The 22,999-nt window shown below is 72.1% G+C and carries 16 protein-coding genes; 6 read left to right on the top strand and 10 right to left on the bottom strand.

Going from position 1 to position 22,999, the window contains the following annotated elements; translation table 11 throughout:
• Positions 1 to 243: 243 nt before the first annotated feature.
• From dnaE to PZB77_RS25585, 4 genes are all read left to right on the top strand, one after another.
• Positions 244 to 3,696 (top strand): DNA polymerase III subunit alpha, encoded by a 3,453-nt coding sequence (gene dnaE, locus PZB77_RS25600; RefSeq protein WP_275494974.1) that lies wholly within the window; start codon positions 244 to 246, stop codon positions 3,694 to 3,696.
• A complete protein-coding gene (locus PZB77_RS25595; protein ID WP_275494973.1) occupies positions 3,693 to 4,754 on the top strand; it encodes an ImpB/MucB/SamB family protein in 1,062 nt (353 codons plus the stop codon). The genes dnaE and PZB77_RS25595 overlap by 4 nt, the downstream gene beginning before the upstream one ends.
• Before the next feature lie 35 nt (positions 4,755 to 4,789).
• Positions 4,790 to 5,869, top strand: coding sequence for a DUF3533 domain-containing protein (locus PZB77_RS25590; protein ID WP_275494972.1), 1,080 nt, complete (start codon positions 4,790 to 4,792; stop codon positions 5,867 to 5,869).
• Between the two features lie 117 nt (positions 5,870 to 5,986).
• Positions 5,987 to 6,880 carry an alpha/beta hydrolase gene (locus tag PZB77_RS25585; RefSeq protein WP_275494971.1) on the top strand — a complete coding sequence of 298 codons (894 nt, stop codon included), beginning with the start codon at positions 5,987 to 5,989 and terminating at the stop codon, positions 6,878 to 6,880.
• A gap of 68 nt (positions 6,881 to 6,948) precedes the next feature.
• Here PZB77_RS25585 and fxsT read toward each other — a convergent pair whose 3' ends face one another.
• The 3 genes from fxsT to fxsB form a co-directional block, all read right to left on the bottom strand.
• Positions 6,949 to 10,881: an FxSxx-COOH system tetratricopeptide repeat protein gene (fxsT, locus tag PZB77_RS25580; RefSeq protein ID WP_275494970.1), complete on the bottom strand. Its 3,933-nt coding sequence runs from the start codon at positions 10,879 to 10,881 to the stop codon at positions 6,949 to 6,951.
• On the bottom strand, positions 10,878 to 12,185 hold the full coding sequence (locus PZB77_RS25575; RefSeq protein ID WP_327269966.1) for a TIR-like protein FxsC: 1,308 nt from the start codon (positions 12,183 to 12,185) through the stop codon (positions 10,878 to 10,880). Before PZB77_RS25575 ends, fxsT begins: the two co-directional genes overlap by 4 nt.
• 128 nt (positions 12,186 to 12,313) lie before the next feature.
• Positions 12,314 to 14,581, bottom strand: coding sequence for a radical SAM/SPASM protein FxsB, inactivated metallohydrolase extension form (fxsB, locus tag PZB77_RS25570; protein WP_275494969.1), 2,268 nt, complete (start codon positions 14,579 to 14,581; stop codon positions 12,314 to 12,316).
• Between the two features lie 201 nt (positions 14,582 to 14,782).
• Here fxsB and PZB77_RS25565 point away from each other — a divergent pair, with 201 nt between their 5' ends.
• Complete coding sequence (locus PZB77_RS25565) at positions 14,783 to 14,965, top strand: hypothetical protein (protein WP_275494968.1); 183 nt, start codon at positions 14,783 to 14,785, stop codon at positions 14,963 to 14,965.
• 138 nt (positions 14,966 to 15,103) lie between these two features.
• On the opposite strand, the gene PZB77_RS25560 is transcribed toward PZB77_RS25565, so the two are convergent.
• Positions 15,104 to 15,814, bottom strand: a complete 711-nt coding sequence (locus PZB77_RS25560; protein WP_275494967.1) for a hypothetical protein — start codon at positions 15,812 to 15,814, stop codon at positions 15,104 to 15,106.
• Positions 15,815 to 16,144: 330 nt separating this feature from the next.
• Here PZB77_RS25560 and PZB77_RS25555 point away from each other — a divergent pair, with 330 nt between their 5' ends.
• Complete coding sequence (locus tag PZB77_RS25555) at positions 16,145 to 17,044, top strand: DUF4231 domain-containing protein (protein WP_275494966.1); 900 nt, start codon at positions 16,145 to 16,147, stop codon at positions 17,042 to 17,044.
• 37 nt (positions 17,045 to 17,081) lie between these two features.
• Here PZB77_RS25555 and PZB77_RS25550 read toward each other — a convergent pair whose 3' ends face one another.
• From PZB77_RS25550 to PZB77_RS25525, 6 genes are all read right to left on the bottom strand, one after another.
• Positions 17,082 to 17,561, bottom strand: coding sequence for a hypothetical protein (locus PZB77_RS25550; RefSeq protein WP_275494965.1), 480 nt, complete (start codon positions 17,559 to 17,561; stop codon positions 17,082 to 17,084).
• 277 nt (positions 17,562 to 17,838) lie between these two features.
• Positions 17,839 to 18,738 carry a S1 family peptidase gene (locus PZB77_RS25545; protein ID WP_275494964.1) on the bottom strand — a complete coding sequence of 300 codons (900 nt, stop codon included), beginning with the start codon at positions 18,736 to 18,738 and terminating at the stop codon, positions 17,839 to 17,841.
• A gap of 264 nt (positions 18,739 to 19,002) precedes the next feature.
• Entirely contained in the window at positions 19,003 to 19,788 is a 786-nt protein-coding gene (locus PZB77_RS25540) for a DUF1684 domain-containing protein (RefSeq protein ID WP_275494963.1), read from the bottom strand.
• Positions 19,789 to 19,791: 3 nt separating this feature from the next.
• Entirely contained in the window at positions 19,792 to 21,072 is a 1,281-nt protein-coding gene (locus tag PZB77_RS25535) for an NtaA/DmoA family FMN-dependent monooxygenase (protein WP_275496217.1), read from the bottom strand.
• A 14-nt stretch (positions 21,073 to 21,086) separates the two neighbouring features.
• Entirely contained in the window at positions 21,087 to 22,163 is a 1,077-nt protein-coding gene (locus PZB77_RS25530) for an LLM class flavin-dependent oxidoreductase (protein ID WP_275494962.1), read from the bottom strand.
• 62 nt (positions 22,164 to 22,225) lie between these two features.
• Positions 22,226 to 22,978, bottom strand: a complete 753-nt coding sequence (locus tag PZB77_RS25525; protein WP_275496216.1) for an amino acid ABC transporter ATP-binding protein — start codon at positions 22,976 to 22,978, stop codon at positions 22,226 to 22,228.
• Between the last annotated feature and the right edge of the window lie 21 nt (positions 22,979 to 22,999).

The raw sequence follows: 22,999 nt of genomic DNA, 5'->3' as shown, positions 1-22,999 counted from the left end.
CGAAGGTCATGCGCCCCCTCACAAAAGGGCTCCCGAACGGACCTCGCCACCCAAGTGCCGGGCCGTCGTGCGGGAGTGACGGCCCGCCATCTCGCCGCACCACTCCACGCGGGCCCGCATCCGCACCGGAGGGGGTGCCGTCCGCTCGCCGACCTGGGGCGATGGAGTTAAGGTAATCGAACGAACGTACGAGGAACGTATCGGGCAAAGGTCGGAAATGGGGTGGCGGGATGGAGGTGCGGCATGGCGGGCTTCGCCCATCTGCACGTCGCGTCCGGTTACTCCGCCCGCTACGGCGCCGCCCACCCCGAGCACCTCGCGCGCCGGGCGGCCGAGCTCGGCATGGCGGAGCTGGCACTCACCGACCGGTCCACCGTGACCGGCGCTGTTCGATTCGCTCGGGCGTGCGCCCAGGAGGGGGTACGGCCCGTCTTCGGCATCGACCTGGCGGTGGAGGCCCTCGCCCCGCCGCCGCCGGCGCAGCGGCTCCGTACCCCGGCGCGCGGCGGCGCCCATGTCGTGGAACCGCCCTTGCGCGTCGTGCTGCTCGCCCAGGACCGGGCCGGCTGGGCCCGGCTCTGCCGCATCACGTCGGCGGCGCACGCCGACGCGTTGTCCGGTACGGCGCCGGTGGTGCCGTGGGCCGCGCTGCGTGAGCACGGCGGCCCCGGTCTGACCGTGCTGCTCGGCCCGCAGTCGGAGCCGGTACGTGCGTTGGCGGCGGGCCGCGAGGACGTCGCGGTGAAGCTGCTGGCGCCGTGGCGGCAGATCTTCGGGACCGGGCTGCGGCTGGAGACCGTGGCGTTCCAGCGGGCCGGTACGGGCCCGGGGTCGCTGCGGCTGGCCGCCCGTACGCTGGCGCTGGCCGACCGTACCGGCGTCACCGCCGTGCTCTCCAACGCGGTCCGTTACGCCGACCCGGCCCAGCACCGGCTGGCCGACGTGCTGGACGCGGCGCGGCTGCTGCGCCCCGTCGACCGGCGCCGGCTGGACAGCGGACAGCGGTGGCTCAAGGGCGAGGGCGCCATGGTGGCCGTCGCCCGCATGATCGCCGCGTCCGCCGGGCTCGACGACCGCCGGGCGCGCCGCCTTCTGGCGGACACCGCCGCGACGGCCGCCGGGTGCGTCCTCGACCCCGGGGCGGACCTCGGGCTGGGTGAGCGGCACTTCCCCGAGGCGTCCCTGTTCGGCGCCGGACCGGATGTCGGGGGCGCCGCCCGGCTGCTGCGCGAACGCTCCGAGGCGGGCCTGGTCCGCCGGGGCCTGGACCGCGATCCGGCCGCCCGGGAACGGCTGGAGACGGAACTCGGGGTGATCTCCCGGCTGGGGTACGACTCGTACTTCCTCGCCGTCGGCCAGGTGGTGGCGGACATCCGGGAGCTGGGCATCCGGGTCGCGGCCCGGGGCTCCGGGGCGGGCTCGATGGTCTGCCACGCCCTGGACATCGCCACCGCCAACCCACTGGAGCACCGGCTGCTGTTCGAACGCTTCCTCAGCGAGCGGCGGCGTTCGCTCCCGGACATCGACATCGACGTGGAGTCGGCGCGGCGACTGGAGTGCTACGACGCGATCTTCGCCCGGTTCGGCAAGGAACGGGTCGCGGTCACCGCGATGCCCGAGACCTACCGGGCGCGCCGGGCGCTGCGGGACACCGGTCTGGCGCTGGGCATCGCGCCGGACGAGGTCGACCGGGTCGCCAAGAGCTTCCCGCACCTGCGGGCCTCGGACATCACCAGCGCCCTCGCGGAGCTGCCGGAGCTGCGCGGGCTGGCGTCGGAGGCGAAGCGGTACGGGCCCCTGTGGGAGCTCGCCGAAGGGCTCGACTCCCTGGTGCACGGGATGGCCATGCACCCGTGCGGCGTGATCATCAGCGACGCGACCCTGCTGGACCGGCTGCCGGTGCAGCCCACTCCGCAGGGCGACTACCCCATGGCCATGGCCGCGAAGGAGGAGGTCGAGGCGCTGGGCAACATCAAGCTCGACGTGCTCGGGGTCCGGATGCAGTCCGCGATGGCCCACGCCGTCGACGAGATCGAGCGCGCCACCGGCGACCGGATCGTCCTGGACGACCCCGGGCAGGTACCGCTCGACGACGTCTTCGCGTTCAAACTCATCCAGCAGAGCGAGACGATCGGGCTCTTCCAGCTCGAGTCGCCCGGCCAGCAGGACCTGCTCTCCCGTCTCCAGCCCCGCAACCCGCAGGACGTCATCGCCGACATCAGCCTCTTCCGTCCCGGGCCGGTCGCCGGCGGCATGCCCGAGCGGTACGTCGCCGCACGGCACGGCAAGGCCCCCGCCTACGCCCACCCGGACCTCGAACCGGTGCTCCGCGACACCTACGGCGTGACCATCTGGCACGAGCAGATCATCGAGACCCTGTCCGTGATGACCGGCTGCGACCGGGCGATGGCCGAGGTGGCCCGCCGGGCGCTCGGGGAGAGGGAGCGGCTGCCCGCCATCAGGAAGTGGTTCCACGACCTCGCGTCGGCCCGGGGGTACGACCCCGAGGTCCGCGCGAAGGTGTGGGCGACGGTGGAGGCGTTCGGCGCCTACGGTTTCTGCCGCGCGCACGCGGTGGCCTTCGCCGTGCCCGCCTTGCAGAGCGCCTGGCTGAAGGCGCACTTCCCGGCGTTCCTCCTCGCCGGGCTGCTCGAACACGACCCCGGGATGTGGCCCCGGCGCGTCATCGTCGCCGACGCCCGCCGCCGGGGTGTGCCCGTCCTGCCCGTGGACGTCAACCGTTCCGGTACCGGGTACGGGGTCGAGCGGACCGACGACGAGCGGTGGGGGGTGCGGCTCGCGCTCTCCTCGGTACGCGGCATCACCGAGGAGGAGAGCGCCCGGATCGAGGCCGGCCGGCCCTACGACTCGCTGTCGGACTTCTGGCAGCGGGCCCGCCCCAGCCGGCCGCTGGCCGAACGCCTGGCCGAGATCGGCGCGTTCGACGGGCTCGGCGACGGCCGCCTGACCCGGCGGGACCTGCTGCTGCACATCGCGGAACTGCACCGGCAGTCCCGTACCCGCTCCGCCGGTGACGGGCAGCTCGCTCTCCACACGGGGGCGGCGGACGGGGCGGAGCCGAGCGGCCTGCCGGAGATGAGCGGCCGCGAGGCGCTGGACGCCGAGCTGAACACACTGGGCATCGACGTGTCCCGGCACCTGATGGAGCACCACCACCGGCTGTTGCGGGAGATCGGCGCCACGGACGCCACCCACCTCGCCGACGTGCGCGAGGGGCAGCAGGTCCTCGTCGCCGGCGTACGGGCCTCCACGCAGACCCCGCCGATCGCCAGCGGCAAGCGCATCATCTTCGTCACCCTGGAGGACGGTTCGGGCATGGTCGACCTGGTCTTCTTCGAGGACTCCCACCCGGCGTGCGCGCACACCGTCTTCCACAGCGGGCTGCTGCTGGTGCGCGGCACCGTGCAGGTCCGCGGCTCACGGCGTTCCGTGGTCGGCACCATGGCCTGGGACCTGGACCGGATCGCGGCGGCCCGCCGGGACGAGGGTCCCGCCGCCGCCCTCGCGCTCCTGGGCGGCGAGCGCCCGCACCCGACGCCCGCGCAGCCGGGGCGCACCCTCGCCAACGGCACCTCGGGCGCCCGGCTGCACCCGTACGCCGACCTCCAGCCGGCCGGCAGCCGCTCCGCCGATCTGCGCAAGCTCGGCCACACCAGTCCGGGGAGCGCGGGGTGACGAACTCTCGGACGGGCCGCCGCCACATCGCCCACCTGCGTCTGCACACCGTCGTGGACGAGGGGCGGTACGCCGACGTCGTCGAGCTGATGTCCGGCATCACCCCGCACGTCCAGGCGGTACCGCCCGACGCCGTCCAGCTGGACCTCACCTCGGCGCTGCGCTACTTCGGCGTGGACGCGTACGACCTGGTCCACCTGGTCATGATCCGGCTGCTCGCCCTGTACGGGATCGAGTGCGGCGCGGGGCTCGCGGGCAACCGCATGCTGGCCGCCATGGCGGCCGACGCGTCCGGACCGGGGCGCATCACCGAGGTCCCCGGGGACCGGCCGGAGGCGTGGCTGCGCCCCCGCCCGGTCGCCGCACTGCCCGGCATCGGCCGCGCCACGGCGACCACGCTCGGGCGGCACGGCGTCCACACCATCGGCCAGGTCGCCGACCTGCCCCCGCTGACCCTCCAGCGCCTGCTCGGCGCCGGTCCCGCCCGGCTGCTCGCCGAACGCGCGCACGGCCGCGATCCCCGTCCGGTCGTCCCGCGGGAACCGGCCGCCCATCTGTCGGTCGACCGGGTGCTCGACCGGGACTGCCTCGATCCCGACCAGCACCACCGCGCCGTCCTGGGGCTCGCCGAGCGCATCGGCCGGCGGCTGCGTGCCGGTCGGCAGGTCGCCGGCCGCCTCACCCTCACCGTGCGGTACGCCGACCGGACGTCCAGTACCCGGACCCGTACCTCCCCCGAACCCACCGGCCACTCCCCGCTCCTCGCCGCCACGGCCCTGGGTCTGCTGGACGCGCTCGGCCTGCAGCGCGCGCGGGTACGCGCCTACACGCTGCGCGCGGACGGGCTCTCACCCGCCGAGGACGCCCCGCGCCAGCTCTCGCTGGACCCCGTCGACGACCGGTCCCGCGCCGCCGAAGCAGCCGCGGACCGGGCCCGCCGCCGCTTCGGCGCCGGGGCCGTACGGCCCGCGAGCCTCGCTCCGGCCCCGGCCCCGGCCGCACTCCCGGCCGCCCGCCGCGTGATCCACCCACCCCTTGCGCCATTCGGCCCGCCCTGACTGCGCGATGCGCCGGCCGCCCCGAGCGTGGAGGCATGAACTTCGCCGGCGAGGCCAAACGAGCCGTCACTCCCCGCGCCGCTCTGCTCGTCCTCGGCGTGCTGGTCCTGCAACTGCTCTTCATCGCCTCCTACGTGGGTGCCCTGCACAAGCCGAAGGCGACCGACGTCCCCTTCGGAGTCGTGGCTCCGCCGCAGGTGTCCCAGCAGCTGATCACCGGACTGGACGAGCTTCCGGGCGGCCCGCTGGACCCGCGCGCCCTCGACGACGCCGCCGAGGCCCGCCGGCAGATCATGAACCGCGAGATCGACGGCGCCCTGGTGGTGAGCCCCTCCGGTACGACCGACACCGTGCTCGTCGCCTCCGGCGGAGGTTCCGCGCTCGCCACCTCCCTGGAGAAGATCACCACCGGCTTCATGGCCCAGCAGCAGCGCACCGTACGGGCCGTGGACGTGGCTCCGGCCTCCTCGGACGACTTCGACGGGCTCTCGTCGTTCTACCTGGTCGTCGGCTGGTGCGTGGGCGGGTACCTCTGCGCGTCGATCCTCGCGATCAGCGCGGGGTCCCGGCCCGCCAATCCGCAGCGCGCACTCATCCGCACCCTGGTCATGGCGGTCTACTCGGTGCTGGGCGGCATCGGCGGCGCGATCATCGTCGGCCCCGTCCTCGGCGCGCTGCCCGGAAGCCTGTGGGGACTGGCGGGGCTGGGCGCGCTGGTCGTCTTCGCCACCGGCATGATCACCCTCGCCCTGCAGGCGCTGACCGGCATCGTCGGCATCGGACTGGCCGTCCTCGTCATCGTGATCGCGGGCAACCCGAGCGCGGGCGGTGCCTTCCCGCTGCCGATGCTGCCGGACTTCTGGCGGGCGATCGGCCCGGCCCTGCCCCCGGGCGCGGGCACCTGGGTCGCCCGCTCGATCGCCTACTTCCGGGGCAACGCGGTCACCGGCTCCCTGCTGGTCCTCTCCGCGTGGGCGGTGGGTGGTACGGCCCTGACCATGCTCCTCTCCCTGCGGCACGGGCCGGACGGGAGCCCTGTCGCGTCACGCCCGGCGCCCGGCAGCGGCACACCCGAAGCCCCGGGCACCCCACCAGGGGGCGCGCACACCGTGTGACCCCGCTTCACCCCCAACAGGTAGTGCACACAACGCCTTTGATGGTTCATCATCGAAAAGGCGGCACGCACCGGGCACCCCCTGCCCGGGCCGGCCGGGGGACCTGAGGAGGTACGGGTGGGCAATCGGGTGCGCGTGGCGGACGGACGTCACCTGATCGTGGAACGACAGGGGGATCTGCGCGGAAGACCCGTCTTCCTGCTGCACGGAACCCCGGGCAGCAGGCTCGGACCGGCTCCGCGCGGCATGGTCATGTACCAGCGCCAGACCCAGCTCATCACCTACGACCGCCCCGGCTACGGCGAGTCCGACCGGCACCCGGGCCGCCGGGTGAGCGATGTGGTGGAGGACGTACGGGCCATCGCCGACGCCCTCGGCCTGGAGCGGTTCGCCGTGGTGGGCCGCTCCGGCGGCGCACCGCACGCGCTGGCCTGCGCGGCGCTGATGCCCGACCGGGTGACCCGGGCGGCCGCCCTGGTGACCCTGGCTCCCTGGGACGCCCCCGGGCTCGACTGGTTCGACGGGATGGCCGCCTCCAACGTGCTGGCGTACTCCACGGCGGCGGCCGACCCGGACAGCCTCACGGCGTCCTTCATCGTCCGCTCCGCCGAGATCCGGGTCGACCCGGTCAGGCTCCTGGACGACCTGCGCCGCGAACTCACCGACTCCGACCGGGTGGTGGTGAACGACGCGGGCATCCGCTCGATGCTGCTGCGCAACTACAGCGAGGGCCTGCGGACTTCGGCGTACGGCTGGATCGACGACGCCCTGGCGTTCAGCCGGCCCTGGGGCTTCGACCCGGCCGACATCACCTGCCCGGTGATGCTCTGGCACGGCGAGAAGGACGTCTTCTCACCCGTCGGCCACTCCCGTTGGCTGGGCGACCGGATTCCCGGCGCGACGACGGTGCTGGAACCGGGAGCGGCGCACTTCGACGCCCTGTCGGTGCTCCCGCGTGTACTGAGCTGGCTCCTGGACGACCGCGCGGTGGAGGTGGGCTCGGTGAACTGACGCTCGCCGGGACGGCCGTCCGGCCGTACGGAAGGGGGCCGCCGGACCGGCGGCCCCCTTCCTCGCGCTCACACCTGGATGGGCTCCAGCTCCCGCTCGAACCTCCGCTCGTCACGCGCTATCCGCGTCATCGGATGGTCGTCACCGAGCTGGCGTGCCAGCTCGGTGACGATCCTCGTCCGCAGCTGCTGGGCCTCGTCGCGACGGCCGAGCTCGTCCAGCGTCACCGCCATGTTCCCCACCATGGCGAGCGTCTCCGGGTGCTGCGCCCCGAGAGCCTGACTGAGCTGCCCGGCGACGAGCTGCTCCGTCTCCAGCACCAGCTCCGGATCCCCGAGCGCCGCGGTGGCGTTGGCGAGGTTCATCACGCAGAAGAGGGTGTGCGGGTGATCCCGCCCGAAGAGCTCCCGCATCAGGTCGACGACCCGCCGCAGCGTCCTGGCCGACTCCTCCGCGCCTCCCGAACCGAGCTGGTAGACCGCGAGGTTGTTCTGCGCGGCCAGGGTGTACGGGTGCTTCTCCCCCGGCACCAGCAGGTACTGCTCGACCACCTCGCTCGCCGTCTCCCTCGCCTGGCCCGCTTCACCGATCGCGTAGAAGTCGGCCGCCAGGTTCAGGTCGCAGGCGAGCGACTCCGGGTTGGCCGAGGTGTACTTCGCCCGGTACCTGGCACGGGTGGCCAGCGTCAGCCGGCGGGCGTCCTCCAGCTGCCCCGCCCTCCGCAGCGCCACCGCGAGCGCCTTGGCGGCGGAGAGCGTCCCGGGGAAGGAGGGGCCGAGAGTCCGCTTGAGGCTGTCGTAGACGCGGCTCAGAAGGGCGACCGAGTCCTCGTACCGGCCCACGTCCCGGAGGTCGCGCGCCAGGTTCTGCCCCGACTGGAGGCTGTAGGGGTGCTCCGGACCGAGTACTTCGCTGCGCCGGTCGTACACCTCCTGGTCGATCTCCCGGGCCCGGGAGTACTGCCCGATCAGCCGCAGGTTGAGCGCGAGGTTGTTGGCCGCCGCGAGCGTACGGGGGTGTGCGTCGTGGAAGATCTGGCTGAAGCCGTCCCGGGCCTCGGTGGCCAGCTCGATCGCCCGGCCGTACTCGCCGAGCATGCCGAGGTCGGTCCCCAGGCTGCTGGTCGTCATGTAGGTGTGCGGGTGCTCCGGCCCCAGGATGTCGCGCTGCCGCTGGAGCGTGATCTCGTCGAGCTCCTTCGCCTCCACGTAACGCCCTCTGGTGCGCAGGATGTTGGAGACGTGGAAGCAGAGGTAGAGGTACTGGATGTCGTCCTTCCCCAGCGACTGTGCCCAGGTGGAACGGAGTTCGGCGCTCAGTGCGCCCGCCGTGCGGACGTCGCCGCGCTTCCAGAGGTAGCGGACACGGTCGATCAGCAGCCTGCGGGTCTCCGGCTCCCCGCAGTGGCGCGCCCCGGACGGGCCCAGGTGCGGCCAGATGGTGGCGAACCGCGCCCAGTTCTCCGGGTTGTCGATCGGCTCGTCGTCGTCCGGCCGGGCGCCCGCCAGGACGCGGTGGACCACGTGCCGGGCCTCGCGCTGCTCCTCCTCGCTGAGCTGCGCCTTGATGACGGCCTGCACCAGCCGGTGCACCTGGATCGAGTTGGAGACCTGGTCGACCTTGGCGAGCGCGAAGCGGCCGATCTCCCGGATGACCCTGCCGAGGACGAGCTTCTCCTGGAGGGAGGAGTCGTACGGCTTGAGCGCCTCGATCATCTCCTTGCTGTAGAGCAGGTTCGCGTTGATCGGCTCGGGGGCGAAGAAGGCGCAGAGCTGGAGCAGGCGCACCGCCGCGGGGGACCGTTCCCTGAGCCGCTGGATGGAGACGTTCCAGGTGGCGGCGACGGGTTCCGGGTAGCCGGCGGGCTGGTTGAGGGAGAGCACCTGGGCGGCCTGGTCCGCGAGCTGGTCGAGGTAGGTGTCGACGGGGGTCGCCGTCTCCGCGATCCAGGCCGCGGCCTGTTCGACGGCGAGCGGCAGGTCGCCGACGGCCGTGGCCACCCGCGCGGCGTCATCGTCGCTGAGACCGGGGGCCCGGCGCCGGAGGTGTTCGATGGACTCCTCCCGCAGGAAGACGTCGACGGGCAGCGCGTCGCCGTGCTGGGACCAGGTCTGGTTCCGCGACGTCACGAGGATGTGCCCGGAGCCGCCCTGCGGGAAGTAGCGCCTGATCCGTTCCGGGTCGTCCGCGTTGTCGAAGACCAGCAACCACCGGTCCGAGGGCACCCCGCGCCGCAGCAGGTCGATCGCCTCCATGGACGCCGCCGCCATGTCGTCACCGCCCTGCGCGCCGAGCCGGGCGGCGAGCTCCGCGAGACCGGCGACCACGTCGTCGGTCTGCTCGGCGGAGATCCACCACACCAGGTCGTAGTCGGCCATGAAGCGGTGCACGTACTCCAGCGCCACCTGGGTCTTGCCGACGCCGCCGAGGCCGTAGAGGGTCTGCGGCTGGGGCAGCACCACGGCCAGTCCGCCGCCGAGTTGGTCGCGCATGCGCTCCAGCACCAGGGACCGGCCGGTGAAGCCGGAGTTGCGCGGGGGCGCGTTCCAGATCTTCGGGACCGTACCGGGGAAGCGCGGGCCGGGGGCCGTCCCGTCCACGAGCTGCGCCGGGCGGTCCAGCGCGCGCAGCAGGGCGGCCACGGCGTGGACCTCGTCGAGCCGGAAGAGGTCCACCGGGTTGCGGTCGATGTAGGAGGAGGAGAGCCGGACGTCTCCGACGCGGAACAGGATCTGGCGCCGGCCGCCGCCCTGGTCCTCGGTGGTGGCCCGCTGCCACAGGTCGGTGGCGCGCTGGGATTTGAGGTAGGCGCTGGAGAGCAGCACCACGGTGCGGGCGGCGGTCTCCGGCAGGGTGGCGGCCGGTTCCCGGTCCTCGCGCTCGGTGGAGACGTCGCGCGGCACGACGCGGAAGCCGGCCCGGGTGAGGACGGACTCGATCCAGTCCGCCCACATCCGGTTCTCGGCGACGTAGTTGAGGAAGATGTCGGCGGGGAGAGCGGGCCTGCGCCGGGTGAAGGCGTCGCGGATGCGCAACCGGACGTCCTCCGCGACCGGCGGCATGGCGGTGACCTCCTGCTCGGTGACGACCGTCACGAGCCGTTCGAAGGCGGAGAGCAGCGAGTTGGAGAGGCCGGCCTCGTCGCCGAAGGTCGCGAGTGTCTCCTCGTACGCGTAGTAGGGCCGGTACGGAATCTCCACCGCGCCCCAGTAGGCGGTGAGTTCGTCACCGGACAGGTTGCGCGGCAACCGGTCGAACTTGAAGCGGGCGAGCGCCCGTCCCGCGTCGGCCTTCTCCTTCTCCCCCTCGTCGATGCGCATCGGCACGGGGTAGATGGCGATCGGCCGGCCGGTGTAGCGCTCGGCTATCTGGCGGGCCACCGAGGCGGCACCGTCGATGGACTGGTCGCTGAGGGTGAAGCAGTCCACCAGCACGTCGGGGAGGTGGACGGTGCAGATGTCGGCGATGTCACTGAGGCCGGTACGGCTGTCGATGAGGACGTAGTCGTAGTTGGCCTTCATGTCGTCGCGCAGGGCGTCGAAGAAGTTCCCGCCACCGAGCCGGTCGTAGAAGTTGTCCCAGTCGAACGTGGAGACGGCTGCGGAGTACTCACGGTTCTGGCGCCCGGCGGAGACGAAGTCGAGGGTGCCTCCCCGGGGGAACTCCCAGCCGAGCGTCTCCGGTGTCAGGGAGACGGCGTGCTGCTGGATGCGCGCGTAGTCGCGGTGCCAGTCGTCGGGGCGCTGCACGGGGTTGGTGGCGGCCCAGGCGTAGTCGGTGATGAGGTCGATGACACCGGTGGTGGCGCCGAGGGTCGAGGGGTCGAGGAAGGGGTGGAAGAACCGGTGCAGGCCCGGTGCCTCCAGGTCCCAGTCGACGGCCAGCACCCGCTTGCCGTTGGCGGCCAGGATCCAGGCGGTGTTGGCCAGGGCCATGGTGCGCCCCGTGCCCCCCTTGTACGAGTAGAAAGTGACGATCCGCCCGTCACGACCGGCTGTCATACGTCCTCCGCTTGCGTCCCGGGGTCGAGCGTGTCGGGTATGAACTGCGTGTTGCCCATGGGCCCCATCAGTCGGGTGCGTTCACTGTGTCCGCCGCCCGTGCCGGGCGGGTAGGCGGTCGCGTTGCGCAGGTATTGCTGCGCGGCCACTTCGACGACCTGCGGCAGGATCTGGCCGAACGCCTCCATGCTGGGCACTCCTTTGGCGGCGACGCGGCAGAAGGCGCGCCCCTGGCTCATCTTGACGGGCATGGTCTGTTCGAGGATCGCGGTGAGCTCCGCCTCGGCGGCCGTGCTCTCGGGGTCGTCCCGGTTCCACGGCACGACCAGCGTCACCCAGGGCCTGTTCTGCGTGTCGAAGGCGGCGAGTCTTCGACGGCGGTCCTCGTCCTGGAGCGCCCATCGGTCGAGGATGAGGATCTCCGGCGTGAGGGGCGTTCCCTTCTCCCCGGCCTGCCCGGGCTCCTCGTCGAACGAGCTGATCACGGCCTGGTAGTTGAGCGAGCGGACGAGCTCCTCGGCCACGTAGGCCAGGGGGCGGGCTGCCGCCGGATGGTAGGGGTTCCAGTCCTGCGGGTTGTCGCCGTAGTAGGCCCTGTCGCGCCCGTGCGGGAGATCGTGGCGGGTGGGCGCGGCGACGGTGATCCGCATCGGTTTCGGCGCCCCCGCGCCGCTGCTGCGGGACCCGAAGGCACTGGGGGCGAGGCGGTAGTCGACGGGGCGTCCGGTGTCGATCGCCACGGTGTCGGCGACGCTGACGATGCGCTTGGCCAGTTCGTAGACGGCCCGTTCGTATTCCTGGGCGAAGAGCCGGAGCTTGATCAGGCCGTAGAGCCCGTCACTGACGTACCGTTCCCCGAAGTCCCGGTGGTTGAACTGGAGTCGTTCGGCGGATCCCGGTAACTGGCTGGGCGGCACCGGCACCCAGAGCGCCGGGACGATCGCCTCGGCGGGTTGGTTGGAGCGGGCGCGGTGGTGGATCGCCCGCTGCTCGAAGGCGTACCACTCCTTCCCGCACATCTCGCTGGCGAAGTAGCGCGGCGAGAACAGCGGTACGAAGACCCGGCAGGTGGCGAGCACTCCGCCGAGCCGTTCCGACCAGCCCTCGCCGGAGCGTATCTCACGGTCCATGAACCCGGCGGGTGTGCCCGCGGGGAGATCGGTCAGGGCCATCACGTGGCCGCAGAGATCCTGGAAAAGGCGCTCGACCCACATATCGGGGTCCGTTCCACCGCCGTACCCCGGTGTGTGCGCGTAACTGAGGAAGAAGTACGGCCGATGGTCCGACGCTCGCTGTTGCATCATGCGTGCACACGACCCCCGTCCTGTGTGAGCACCCACATCCGATGCTGCGGAGTGAATGCGAGCGAATTCATCATTCCTGAGCTGCAGCCACTCCATCCCCGTGCTCTTCGGTCATTCACCACCATTTTTCAGTCATCTTTTCCCGGGCCCGGGGAACTGGCGCGCATAGCTGCCCCCTGAGCACCACTGAACTCCTTCCGGACTACGTCCAGCAGGCGTTTCCCGTGAACGGTCGGCTCGGCCGATCCCTCCATCATGCCGAGCGCCTCCCGTACCCCGGAGAGGAGTTCCGGATCGAACACTCCGAGACCCACTCGCTCATGAGTTTCAGCCAGCAGGCGGGAGAACGGAACAGCCTCTCCGTCCCAGGGCGACAGATACTCCCATTCCCCGTCCGCCGCGTACAGGTCCGTGACATCACACAGGCCCCGCACTTCACTCCTGCGGAATGTCCGCACCAACTCGACCGCCCGTTCCCGGTCGGTGGCGGTCACCGGAATTCCCAGGGCGCCGAGGCCGCGCGGCCGCTCGGAGGCCGAGCCGGCGGCGAGGGGAGTGACGGTGGTCACCGCGGTCGCCATGGCCCCGGCCACCTCGGGCGCCATGGCCTCGACCAGACGCCAGGCGCGAGCGAGCGCGCGGCCGAAGTCCTCGGCCGCCTCCGGCTCCAGCCGCTCCGCCGCGGGAGACGCGTGGCAGTCCCGGTACGGATCGAGATCGTCGACGGCCCAGCCGGGCACTCCGTCCGCCGTCAGACGGCGCACCCCGCGCCAGCTCGCGGTGTCCGGATCCTGGAGGTCCACGCGCAGCACCCGTCCGTCCTCGTGCTCCACCGCGAAGCCCTCCGGAACGCCCCGTACCACCACCGTCCCGTGCTCCCCCGCCCCGTCGACCGTGAGTTCACCGAGCGTGGGCAGGAACAGCCTGCCGTTCCGGTACCGCACCGGCACCGCGTCCGGGAGACCGGCCCGCAGCGTCCCGGCGGCCACGTACGACGTGAGCAGCAGCGCGTCCGAGGCGGCCCGGTCCGGGTCGTGGCGAAAACCCTCCGCGGTCCTCTGGAGCCAAGCGCGGGCATAGGGGTGGGCGAGGACGTGATCGAGGCCCGCGGCCCCTTCCTCGGAGGCTTCCAGGGCACCCACCGCCTCCCAGGCCCGCAGCCACGGTTCGCCCGCGCGGCCGTCGAGCAGGGTGTGGAGGCCGGCCAGCAGGGTCCGTGTCAGCTCGTGCTGCTCGGCCACCAGCCCGGCCGGGCCCGACAGCGCGGGAGAGACCAGGGCCGGCGCGGCGCGCTCCTCGATGCCGCGCACCAGCGCTTCGAGGTCGGCACAGTACACGGACGGATTGTCGAACTCGTTGGAGGAGCGGTAACGGTGCGTGTAGAGGCCTCCGCCGCACGAACGCACCACGGGACATCCGCGGCACTCCTCGCTGACGCCGGCCAGGCCGAGCTGACGCGCCCGGACCCCCGGATGGGCCGCCACCTCGTCGAAGGAGTGGGTGAAGACGTCGAACCCCGTGGCCGCCGCCCCCTCGTACGCGCTCTTGAGCGAATCGACCTGCTCCAGCTTCCCGTCCGTCTCGACGACGACGAGGTCCGTGGGAGCGAGCCCGAGCGATTCCGTCAGGCTGGGTCCGCCACCGAGGCTGGAGAGGATGGAGGAGAAGAACCGGACCGGCACCGCCCGCCCCCGGTCCTGCCAGCGGTCGAAGACCGCCAGAAGCCAGTCGGCGTACGCGGTCGCCGAACCGTCCGGTCTCGGCGGGGGCGTGTCCCAGGTGGCGTGCGGCAGCAAGAAGTCGATCATGGGCGGTTCGAGTTCCGCGAGGGCGTCGAAGACGGCCTCGGGGTCGTTGCGCACGTCCACGGTGCAGAGCAGCCCGAGGTCGAGGTGGCGGTACCGGTCCTGCCGGAGGAGCTCGACGGCCTTGAGCACCAGGGGGTGGCTCGTACGCCCGTCGGCGTACCGACGGTGTCGGTCGTTCGCCGTACGGTCACCGTCGAGCGAGATGCCGACCCTGACGTGGAACTCGTCGAAGAGGTCGAGGTACCGGGGACTGAGCTGGACGCCGTTGGTGTGGATCCGCAGATCCAGCGCGGCGATGCCCTTCAGGGCGGATCCGAGCTCCTCGCAGATCGTGCGCAGACGCGCGGGCCCCGCCAGGAGCGGCTCCCCCCCGTGCAGGATCACTGAGACAGAGGGGAGACCATGCGTGGCGGCATGCTCGGCCAAGCGTCGGGCAGTCCATGAAACGGCCTCGTCAGAGATTGTCTTCGGCCTCGTGCGCCAGCTCTGGTCGGCGTGTTCATAGATGTAGCAGTGATCGCATGCGAGATCGCACCTGCTGTGGATCTTCAGAACGATCTCACGGAAGGGGACCAGGGGTCCTGTCATTCCGTCAGTTTAGCCACCCCGCAGGGGCGGCCGAGAGCCTGCGGGAATACTCAGAGCGCCGAACTGAAAGTCGAAGTCCGTGTGGCCCGCCCTGCGGAAAAACCGAATACCCGATCGAGCTTCCTGGACGCCTCGGCACCTCGCGCGTCGATCTCGACGAGAGGCGTACGAGGCTTCTTCGCAGCAGCGAAGGAAGGGGTTGTGGCGTTGATCTTCACGGCCATCCTTGAGGGCTTGGTGACGTACAGTCAGTTGAACGCCGCCTGCGGCGATGCAGCCCGGCGTGACGACTTTACTCTCTTCCGGCATCGATTCGCACGCGGCGCGTCAAAGGTTAATGCACGCGAAACCACAGTCGAATTCATCCGCGCGGGTGATCGGTAGGCGCCCGGCCGCGCTCACACAATTAACCGGACCGAAAAAGAGAGAATGGTGCCGGGGCTCCACCAGCGCACGAGCCGCACAGGGGCGATGCACGGACCGGCCGCGGACGCAACCGCGCGTCCACCCGCTCGGCGTAGTTCAGTCGAGGGGCGCATGAAGCCCCGCACGGGCGTTCCGTACGCAGTCGACGACCCGCTCGTGGCTGTCCCCCACGACGTCGCCCACCCGGAAGCGGACGGAGAGCTCCTCGACCTCCCCGACGAAGCGCAGGGAGAAGGCGCCGACGAGGAGCGTCTCGTAGCCGGCGCCCCCGACGAGCGGGAAGCCCGCACCGAACTCGACGAACTGGAAGTCCTCCGCCAAGACGAGACCGGCTCCGGTCAAGCGCCGCACCGCCTCACCGGCACTCACCCAGCTCCGGTCCGCGGCGCCCTCCTCACCGGCCAGGACCACCCGGTAGTCGCACCGCTCGACCGTGGCGACGTGAAGGCCTCCGTTGAAGAGCCCGACCCGCCACGCCGTGGCGTCGCCCTTGAGCAGGCCCTTGCTCCAGACGCACCGGGAGCCGAGATGCGGCCGGGTCGAGCGGGCGTACTGGGCCCGGGCCAGGACCGCCCCCAGGGCGACGGCCAGCAAGCTGCCCAGAACGTCGCCGTCGAGCAACTGGAGCCGCCAGGGCCATGCCTCCCCGGTTCCGGCGGACACATTGGCCCGGACGGTCTCCCAGACGAGCAGGGTGCTCAGCACGCCCAGGAGTACCAGAGGAGTGACGAACAGCAGGCGGCTGCGGCGCACCCTGCGCTGGACCCCGTGGCCGAAGGGGTCTCCCCCCGGCTCTCTTCCGCTCACTCCGACCCCCCGCGGTGCTTTCTGCGCCGGGCAGCATTCTGCTGCAACAGAGCTGTTTTGCATATGAGTTGAGGTATACGCGCTTCGATGTGCGCACCACACGACCCACGGCTCCCACGGGGCCTCCCCCGGCCGAAAGCCGCCGTTGCAGGCCCACCGGGCGGCCCCCTACTCTCGTTGACCCGGTCGTACGCGCGCGGATCCACCGGAACGGGGGGCGCGACAGGCATCCCGCCGTTCGCGGGCGAGAACCTCGCCACGAGGGGATCCGACGACCTACACCACGGCAGGCGGGGGCAGAAGATGGCGATTCCCGGACCGCTCCGGTCCATGGTTTTCCGCACCGAAGACTTGCCGGAACTCTTCCACCGCACCGACGCCATCGCGGTCGCCCGGCAGCGGGAGGCCACCAACACGACCCGCGCCCAGTTGGTGCTCCTCGTCCTCGGGACGGTGCCGGCCGCGCTGCCGTGGAGCGTGGAGGTCGGGGACTCGTTGCAACTCCTCGACCTGCTGGCGGCTTCGGCATACGCGGGCGCCCTGGTCGCGACCTTCCTCGCCTCGCACCGCAAAGCGAAGTCGCACTGGCAACTCAACCGCTCGGCAGCCGAGTTCATCAAGTCGAACTGCTGGCGCTACGCCGTGCACGGCTCCCCCTTCGACACCACCACGCAGCATCCCGAGGCGGTCTTCGCCAGTCGGCTGGAGGAAGGCCTCCAGGAGCTGCGGAAGGTCGGCTGGGACGATCCCCGCGACGGTCTGGACGGTCCGGACGCGGGGTTGATCACCGACTCCATGCGGACCCTGCGGGACAAGGCGTTCACCGTGCGCAAGGAGACGTACGTCCGGGACCGGCTCATCGAGCAGCGCCGCTGGTACCGGCGGCGGCAGTTGGTCTCCCGGCGGGGTGCGCTGGTGTGGTCGAGCACGGTGGCGGCGCTCACGGTTCCGGCGCTCGCCCTCAGCCTGCTGCAGACCTTCGGCACAGCCCGGTCCTTCGGGCTGACCGGAGTGCTGTCGGCCGCGGCCGCGGCGTGCCTGGCCTGGAACGAGATGCGCCGCCACCACCCGCTGATCTCGGCGCACTCGCTGGTCGAGAAGGACCTGGAGTCGATGCAGGCGGCGATGGAGACGACGCTCACCGAGCGGCAGTGGCCGGTGGCGGTCTACGAGACCGAGCGGATCGTCTCCCCCGAGCACACCGACTGGCTGGTGCGGCACCGCATGTGACGCGGGGCCGGCCCGCTGGGTTCCGGCACGACGTCCCTCAGTCGCGGCGCACCCCGTCGCGCCAGATCACCGTGACCGGGCGGCCGAGGGTGCGGGCGTAGGCGACGATGTCGCCGGTGCCGCCCAGGCCGCGGGCCGGGAGGCCGTCCCAGACCGCGACGAGGCGGTCGCAGTGGTCGGCGATCCAGGTGCCCGCCGCGTAGTAGGCCTCGTCCGTGGAGTGCCGGAAGTCCAGCCGGAACTCCCGTGTGGCGAGGGACTTCAGCTCGCGGTAGCGCGCGAGGTCGGCCTCGTCGTCGAAGCACTTCTCGTAGTCGTCGCTGGGGATGACCGCCGTCAGCCGCGCTCCCCGCGCGAGCGCCAGCCGGGCGAAGAGCTGGTCCGCCCCCACGGCGAGGGAGGAGAGGGCCTCCGGCGAGTCCCCGGTCGCGCTCAGCGCCTCGCACAGGCCGTCGTGGACGTGGGCGTAGGCCGCCGGGGGAATGGAACGGTGTCCGGTCACTCCGATGCGATGCACGGGCCTGGAACCCCCTGGGTGTCTGCGGGGCCGGAGGTCGTCCCTCCGCACGGACTGCGCGTCCGCCCCGTCGCTCCTTCGTGTCCGACCTCGCGGCCATCATCTCAGGGAGCGGGGGGCGTGCGGGAGCCCCCGTCCGGGGCGAACGGGGGCTCGACGCGACGGGCTGGGCCGCCGGACTGCGCCGTGTGCCAATTCCGTGGTACCACCGCGGCACGCGGGGCGGGGGAACACCCGCGGGCAGCGGTGGACCGGTGGGATCGGACGGACGCTGGGATCAGAAGACGCTGACCCCGTAGGCGCTCAGTGCTTCGGTGACGGGCTGGAAGAAGGTCGTCCCGCCGGAGCTGCAGTTGCCGCTGCCGCCCGAGGTGAGACCGATCGCCAGGGTGCCGGAGTAGAGCGGGCCGCCGGAGTCGCCGCCCTCGGCGCACACGTTGGTGCGGATCATGCCGTAGACGACGTCCCCGCCGCCGTAGTTGACGGTGGCGTTGAGGCCGGTGACCGTACCGCTGTGGATGCCGGTGGTGGAACCGCGGCGGGTCACGGACTGGCCGACGGTGGCGTTGGCCGCGCCGGTGATGTCCACGCTGCCCACGGTGCCGCTCTTGGCCACGCTGCTGTTGGTGTAGGTGACCAGGCCGTAGTCGTTGGTCGGGAAGCTGGAGCCCGAGGTGGTGCCCAGCACGGTGGTGTGGGCCGAGTTGGACCACCAGGTGCCCGCGCCGTCGGTGCAGTGACCGGCGGTCAGGAAGTAGTAGGTGCTGCCGCTGCGGACGTTGAAGCCGAGCGAGCAGCGCCAGCTGCTCGCGTAGATGGCGTCGCCGCCCGAGATCAGCTTGTTGAAGGTGCCGGCCGTACGCTCGATGCGCAGGGCACCCGCGTCGTCGCCGGCGGTGTCCTTGATCTTCTGGATCTCGGCCTGCGTGACCGTGCTGTCCACGGTGACGAGGAGGCGCTTGGTGGCGGGGTCGACGTTCCAGGCGGTGCCCGGGATGTCGGCGGCGAGGACGGCGTCGCTCGCGGCGGTGAGCTGCGCGGTGCTGTAGGTGCCGGCCGAGTCGGCGCTGGCCGCGGGTACGGCGAGTGCCGCGACGGCGACCAGGCCGGCCGCGACGGCGACGGCCCTGCTGCGTCTGGCGGTGGTGCTGCGGGGGGTGATGCGCTTGATCCTCACTTCGCGTCCCTCCAAGGGGAGTCAGGGGTCCGTCCGTGGGGTGGCGGACCCGTGAGGCGCGGTCAGGTTCGGGCTTCCGACAGGTGTTCGCTATGCGGATGCCGTGTTCCTGACAAGCGCTGGTTGGGAGTATTTGGGACCGGCCGCGCACCGCGCAAGGGCGCCTTTCGGCCGCCCGGAACCTCGCCGGACGCAACGACGCCCCGGCCCCGGCAGCGTGCGGGCCGTCGGGGCCGGGGCGAGGGGTCCGCGGGGTCTCGGCGCTCAGCCGTCCAGCCGCCGGCGCTCACCCGCCGGCACCGCGATCGGGAGGGTGTTGCCCGGCGGTGGGAAGGGACAGATGAAGTGGTCCGCGAAGGCGCACGGCGGCAGCAGGGAGCGGTTGAAGTCGACCGTCACCGAGCCGTCGGCGGCCGGGGCGGAAGGGCGCAGGAAGCGGAACCGGAAGCTGCTGTCGCCGCTGGTGGCGTCGGCGAAAACGATCCAGAGCGAGCCGTCCGGCTCGACCGCCGCCTGGAGCGTGTGCGCGGCTCCGTCCACGACGAAGCCGACTTCTCCGGCGAGTGGGAAACCGCGTTCCACGCCGTCCGCGTTCTTCACCCGGACCGTCCGGTCCTCGTACCTCCGGAAGGTGCCGGGCAGCGACCAGCGGCCGTCGTACCCGGTCGCCCCGATGGACCGGAACGCGAGGCGGGCCGGCGTCCTGGGATCGAAGTCGCGCACCGCCCAGAGACCTTCGCGGCGGAGCACGACGAACCGCCGTTCGCCGAGGGCGACCCGGGCGTCCTCGACCGCCCCGAGGTCGGGCTGGAGGCGTACGTCGCCGGTGAGCGGCTTGCCGTCGACGGTCGGGCCGTCCTCGGCACCGGCGCTGAGGACGAGATCGTCACCGTCCTCGCGCCACTCCCCGGGGACGGCCGGAATTCGCCCTTCCGGGTAGTCGGCCAGCCAGTGGGTACCGGCCAGTGCGAGCGGGCCGTAGGGCGCCGCCGCCGCGGCGATCCGCCCTTCGTGCCAGCTCTGCCACTCCTGCTGCGCGTGCGTGCTCATGCGTCAACCTTTCCCTACGGGTTCGGCCAGCCCGAGGTGTGAGCGCAGGGTGGAACCGGTGTACTCGGACCGGAACGCACCGCGTTCCCTCAGGAGGGGGACGACCCGGTCGACGAAGTCGTCCAGGCCGCCGGGGGTGAGGTGCGGGACCAGGATGAAGCCGTCCGCCGCCCGCCCGTCGACGAAGGCGGTCAGCTCCGCGGCGACCGTCTCGGGGGCACCCACGAAGGACTGCCGGGTGGTGCTCTCGATCACGGTCTCCCGGATGGACAGCCCCTTCTCCCGGGAGAGCGCCCGCCACCGCGACGCCACCGCGAGGGGGTCGGCGACCCGGACCCGGCCCTGCACGAACTCGGAGTCCGGCACCGGGTCGCTCGTGGGGAACGGGCCGTCGGGGTCGTACGCGGAGAGGTCGGTGCCCCAGACCTGCTCCAGGGCGAGGATGGCGTTCTGCGGCGAGACCTGGAGGCGGCGGATCGCGGCGGCCCGCTCCTGGGCCTCCGCGTCCGTGTCGCCGACCACGACCGTGACGCCGGGCATGATCTTGAGATCCTCGGGCCGGCGTCCGTACGCCGCCAGCCGTCCCTTGACGTCCGCGTAGAAGGCGCGTCCCGCCTCCAGGGTGCCGTGCCGGGTGAAGATCACGTCGGCGGAGGAGGCGGCGAACTCGCGGCCCTCGTCCGAGTCTCCGGCCTGGATGACGACCGGATGCCCCTGCGGGGAGCGCGGCACGGTGAACTCGCCGGAGACGTCGAAGTGCCGGCCGCGGTGCTCGAACGGCCGGGGCCGCCCGTCCGGCGTCCAGGAGTCCCACAGTTCCCGTGCCGCGGCGACGAATTCGGCGGCCCGGGTGTACCGGTCGGCGCGGTCGAGGTATCCGCCCCGGCGGAAGTTCTCACCGGTGAAGGCGTCCGAGGACGTGACCACGTTCCACGCGGCGCGGCCCCCGCTGAGGTGGTCGAGGGTGGCCAGCCGGCGGGCCAGCTCGTACGGCTCGTTGAACGTCGTGTTGACCGTGGCGGCGAGGCCGAGGCGGTCGGTGACGGCGGCGAGCGCGTTCAGCACGGTGAGGGACTCCGGCCGTCCCACGACGTCGAGGTCGTGGACGCGCCCGTCGTACTCGCGCAGCCGGAGTCCTTCCGCGAGGAAGAAGAAGTCGAACGTGCCGCGCTCGGCGGTCCTGGCCAGGTACTCGAAGGAGGCGAAGTCGATCTGGCTGCCGGACCGGGGGTCCGACCAGACCGTGGTGCTGTTGACGCCCGGGAAGTGGGCGGCCAGATGCATCGTCCGGTGCCTGCTCATCGCCGCTCCCCCGCCGTCCGGGCGAGCGCGTAGCGGCTGGCGGGGCGGGCCAGCCCGAGGTGCTCGCGGAGGGTGCCGCCGGGGTGGAAGGTGCGGAAGAGGCTGCGGTGCTGGAGGAGGGCCACGGTGCCGTTGACGATCCTTTCGAGGTCGCGGGCGGGGGTGATGGGCGTGAGGTGGAACCCGTCCGCCGCGCCCGCCCGGTACCACTCCGAGACGAGCTCGGCGAGGTCCACCGGCCCGCCCCGGAAGTAGGTGCCGTGGCCGGCCAGCGGCGGTCCGCTCGCGAGCCCCGGTTCGGGGGCGGTCTCGGCGTCGCCGAGGTCGACCGCGAGTGCGACCAGCACGCGTACCTCGTGCGCGGCGCGGCCGTGCGTCGCGGCCAGCCGGTGGACGTCCGCGCGGGCGGCGGCGGCCTGCTCGGGCGAGGTGGCCCGGATGTGCACGACGTCCGCGTGGCGTGCCGCGGCCGCCCGCGCGGGCGCGGTGGTGCCGTCGATCACGGTGACGGGGCGCCCCTGCGGGGGTCTCGGCACGATGGCGGGGCCCCGCACCGAGAAGGAGTCGCCCTCGAAGTCGATGTGGTGCACCTTGTCCCGGTCGATGAACCGGCCGGTGGCGGTGTCCCTGATCTCGGCGTCGTCCTCCCAGCTGTCCCAGAGCCGTGCCCCGGCGTCGGCGACCTCACCCGCCTCGTGCCACAGCTCCTCGGCGGGCCGGGCGGTACGCCGCCCGAAGAGTCCCGCCACCGCCTCGGTCGTCGAGACGTCGGCCCTCCAGCCGGCCCGTCCCCGGCTCACCCAGTCGAGGGTGGCGACGGCGGACGAGACGTGGAACGGCTCGGTGTGGGTGGTGTCGACGGTCGGCACCAGACCGATCCGGTCGGTGGCGGGCGCGATCCGCGCGAGCACGGAGAGCGCGTCGGGCCCGGGCCGGGCGAAGGAGTCGCCGAGGGTCACGTAGTCCAGGGCGCCGCGCTCGGCGAGCCGGGCCAGACCGAGGTAGTGGTCCGGATCGTAGCGGGGCGGGCCACCGATCTCGGCGGCCAGATGGAGCGGTCTGCCGGGGGTCATGCGGGCCTTCCACATCGGGGGGTGGTCGATGGTCCTCAGGAGGCGGGCGGGGGCCCGCCGGTTCACAGGACCTTGGAGAGGAAGGCGCGGGTGCGCGCTTCGGTGGGGCGGTCGAGCACCTCGTCCGGCGGCCCCTGCTCGACGATCCGCCCCTCGTCCATGAAGACGACGGTGTCGGCCACCTCCCGGGCGAAGCCGATCTCGTGGGTGACCACGATCATGGTGGTGCCCTGTGCGGCGAGGTCCTTGATGACGTCGAGGACCTCACCGACGAGCTCGGGGTCGAGCGCGGAGGTCGGCTCGTCGAAGAGGAGCAGTTTCGGCTCCAGCGCGAGGGCCCGTGCGATGGCGACGCGCTGCTGCTGCCCTCCGGAGAGCTGCCGGGGGTACGCCTGCGCCTTGTCGGCCAGGCCCACCCGCTCCAGCAGCTTCCCGGCCGCGGCGATCGCCTCGTCCCGGGGGCGCCGCAGGGCGGAGACGGGTGCCTCGATGATGTTCTCCACCACCGTGAGGTGCGGGAAGAGGTGGAAGCTCTGGAAGACGAACCCGATCCGGGTGCGGCGGCGCAGCACCTCGCGCTCCCGCAGTTCGTACAGCTTGTCGCCGTCCCTGCGGTAGCCGATGAGTTCGCCGTCGACGGTGATCCAGCCGCGGTCGGCCTTCTCCAGATGGTTGATGGTGCGCAGCAGGGTGGACTTGCCGGAACCGGAGGGGCCGAGGACGACGGTCACCTCGCCGGGCCGGACGGTGAGGTCGATGCCGCGCAGCACGTCGGTCGAGCCGAAACTCTTGTGCAGGGAGCGGATCTCGACCATGGAGGGCGCTTCGGTGGTGAG

It is taken from the genome of Streptomyces sp. AM 2-1-1, assembly GCF_029167645.1.
In the GTDB taxonomy this organism is placed as follows: Bacteria; Actinomycetota; Actinomycetes; order Streptomycetales; family Streptomycetaceae; genus Streptomyces.
Note: the sequence above shows the minus strand (reverse complement) of the source record. Positions and strands in the feature narration are given on the sequence as shown.

What these genes read in the sequence shown, in the direction of transcription:
- dnaE (WP_275494974.1), top strand. Translation starts at nt 244, where the DNA reads ATGGCGGGCTTCGCCCATCTGCACGTCGCGTCCGGTTACTCCGCCCGC.
- PZB77_RS25590 (WP_275494972.1), top strand. Translation starts at nt 4,790, where the DNA reads ATGAACTTCGCCGGCGAGGCCAAACGAGCCGTCACTCCCCGCGCCGCT.
- fxsT (WP_275494970.1), bottom strand. Translation starts at nt 10,881, where the DNA reads ATGACAGCCGGTCGTGACGGGCGGATCGTCACTTTCTACTCGTACAAG.
- PZB77_RS25575 (WP_327269966.1), bottom strand. Translation starts at nt 12,185, where the DNA reads ATGATGCAACAGCGAGCGTCGGACCATCGGCCGTACTTCTTCCTCAGT.
- fxsB (WP_275494969.1), bottom strand. Translation starts at nt 14,581, where the DNA reads ATGACAGGACCCCTGGTCCCCTTCCGTGAGATCGTTCTGAAGATCCAC.
- PZB77_RS25555 (WP_275494966.1), top strand. Translation starts at nt 16,145, where the DNA reads ATGGTTTTCCGCACCGAAGACTTGCCGGAACTCTTCCACCGCACCGAC.
- PZB77_RS25540 (WP_275494963.1), bottom strand. Translation starts at nt 19,788, where the DNA reads ATGAGCACGCACGCGCAGCAGGAGTGGCAGAGCTGGCACGAAGGGCGG.
- PZB77_RS25535 (WP_275496217.1), bottom strand. Translation starts at nt 21,072, where the DNA reads ATGCATCTGGCCGCCCACTTCCCGGGCGTCAACAGCACCACGGTCTGG.
- PZB77_RS25530 (WP_275494962.1), bottom strand. Translation starts at nt 22,163, where the DNA reads ATGACCCCCGGCAGACCGCTCCATCTGGCCGCCGAGATCGGTGGCCCG.
- PZB77_RS25525 (WP_275496216.1), bottom strand. Translation starts at nt 22,978, where the DNA reads ATGGTCGAGATCCGCTCCCTGCACAAGAGTTTCGGCTCGACCGACGTG.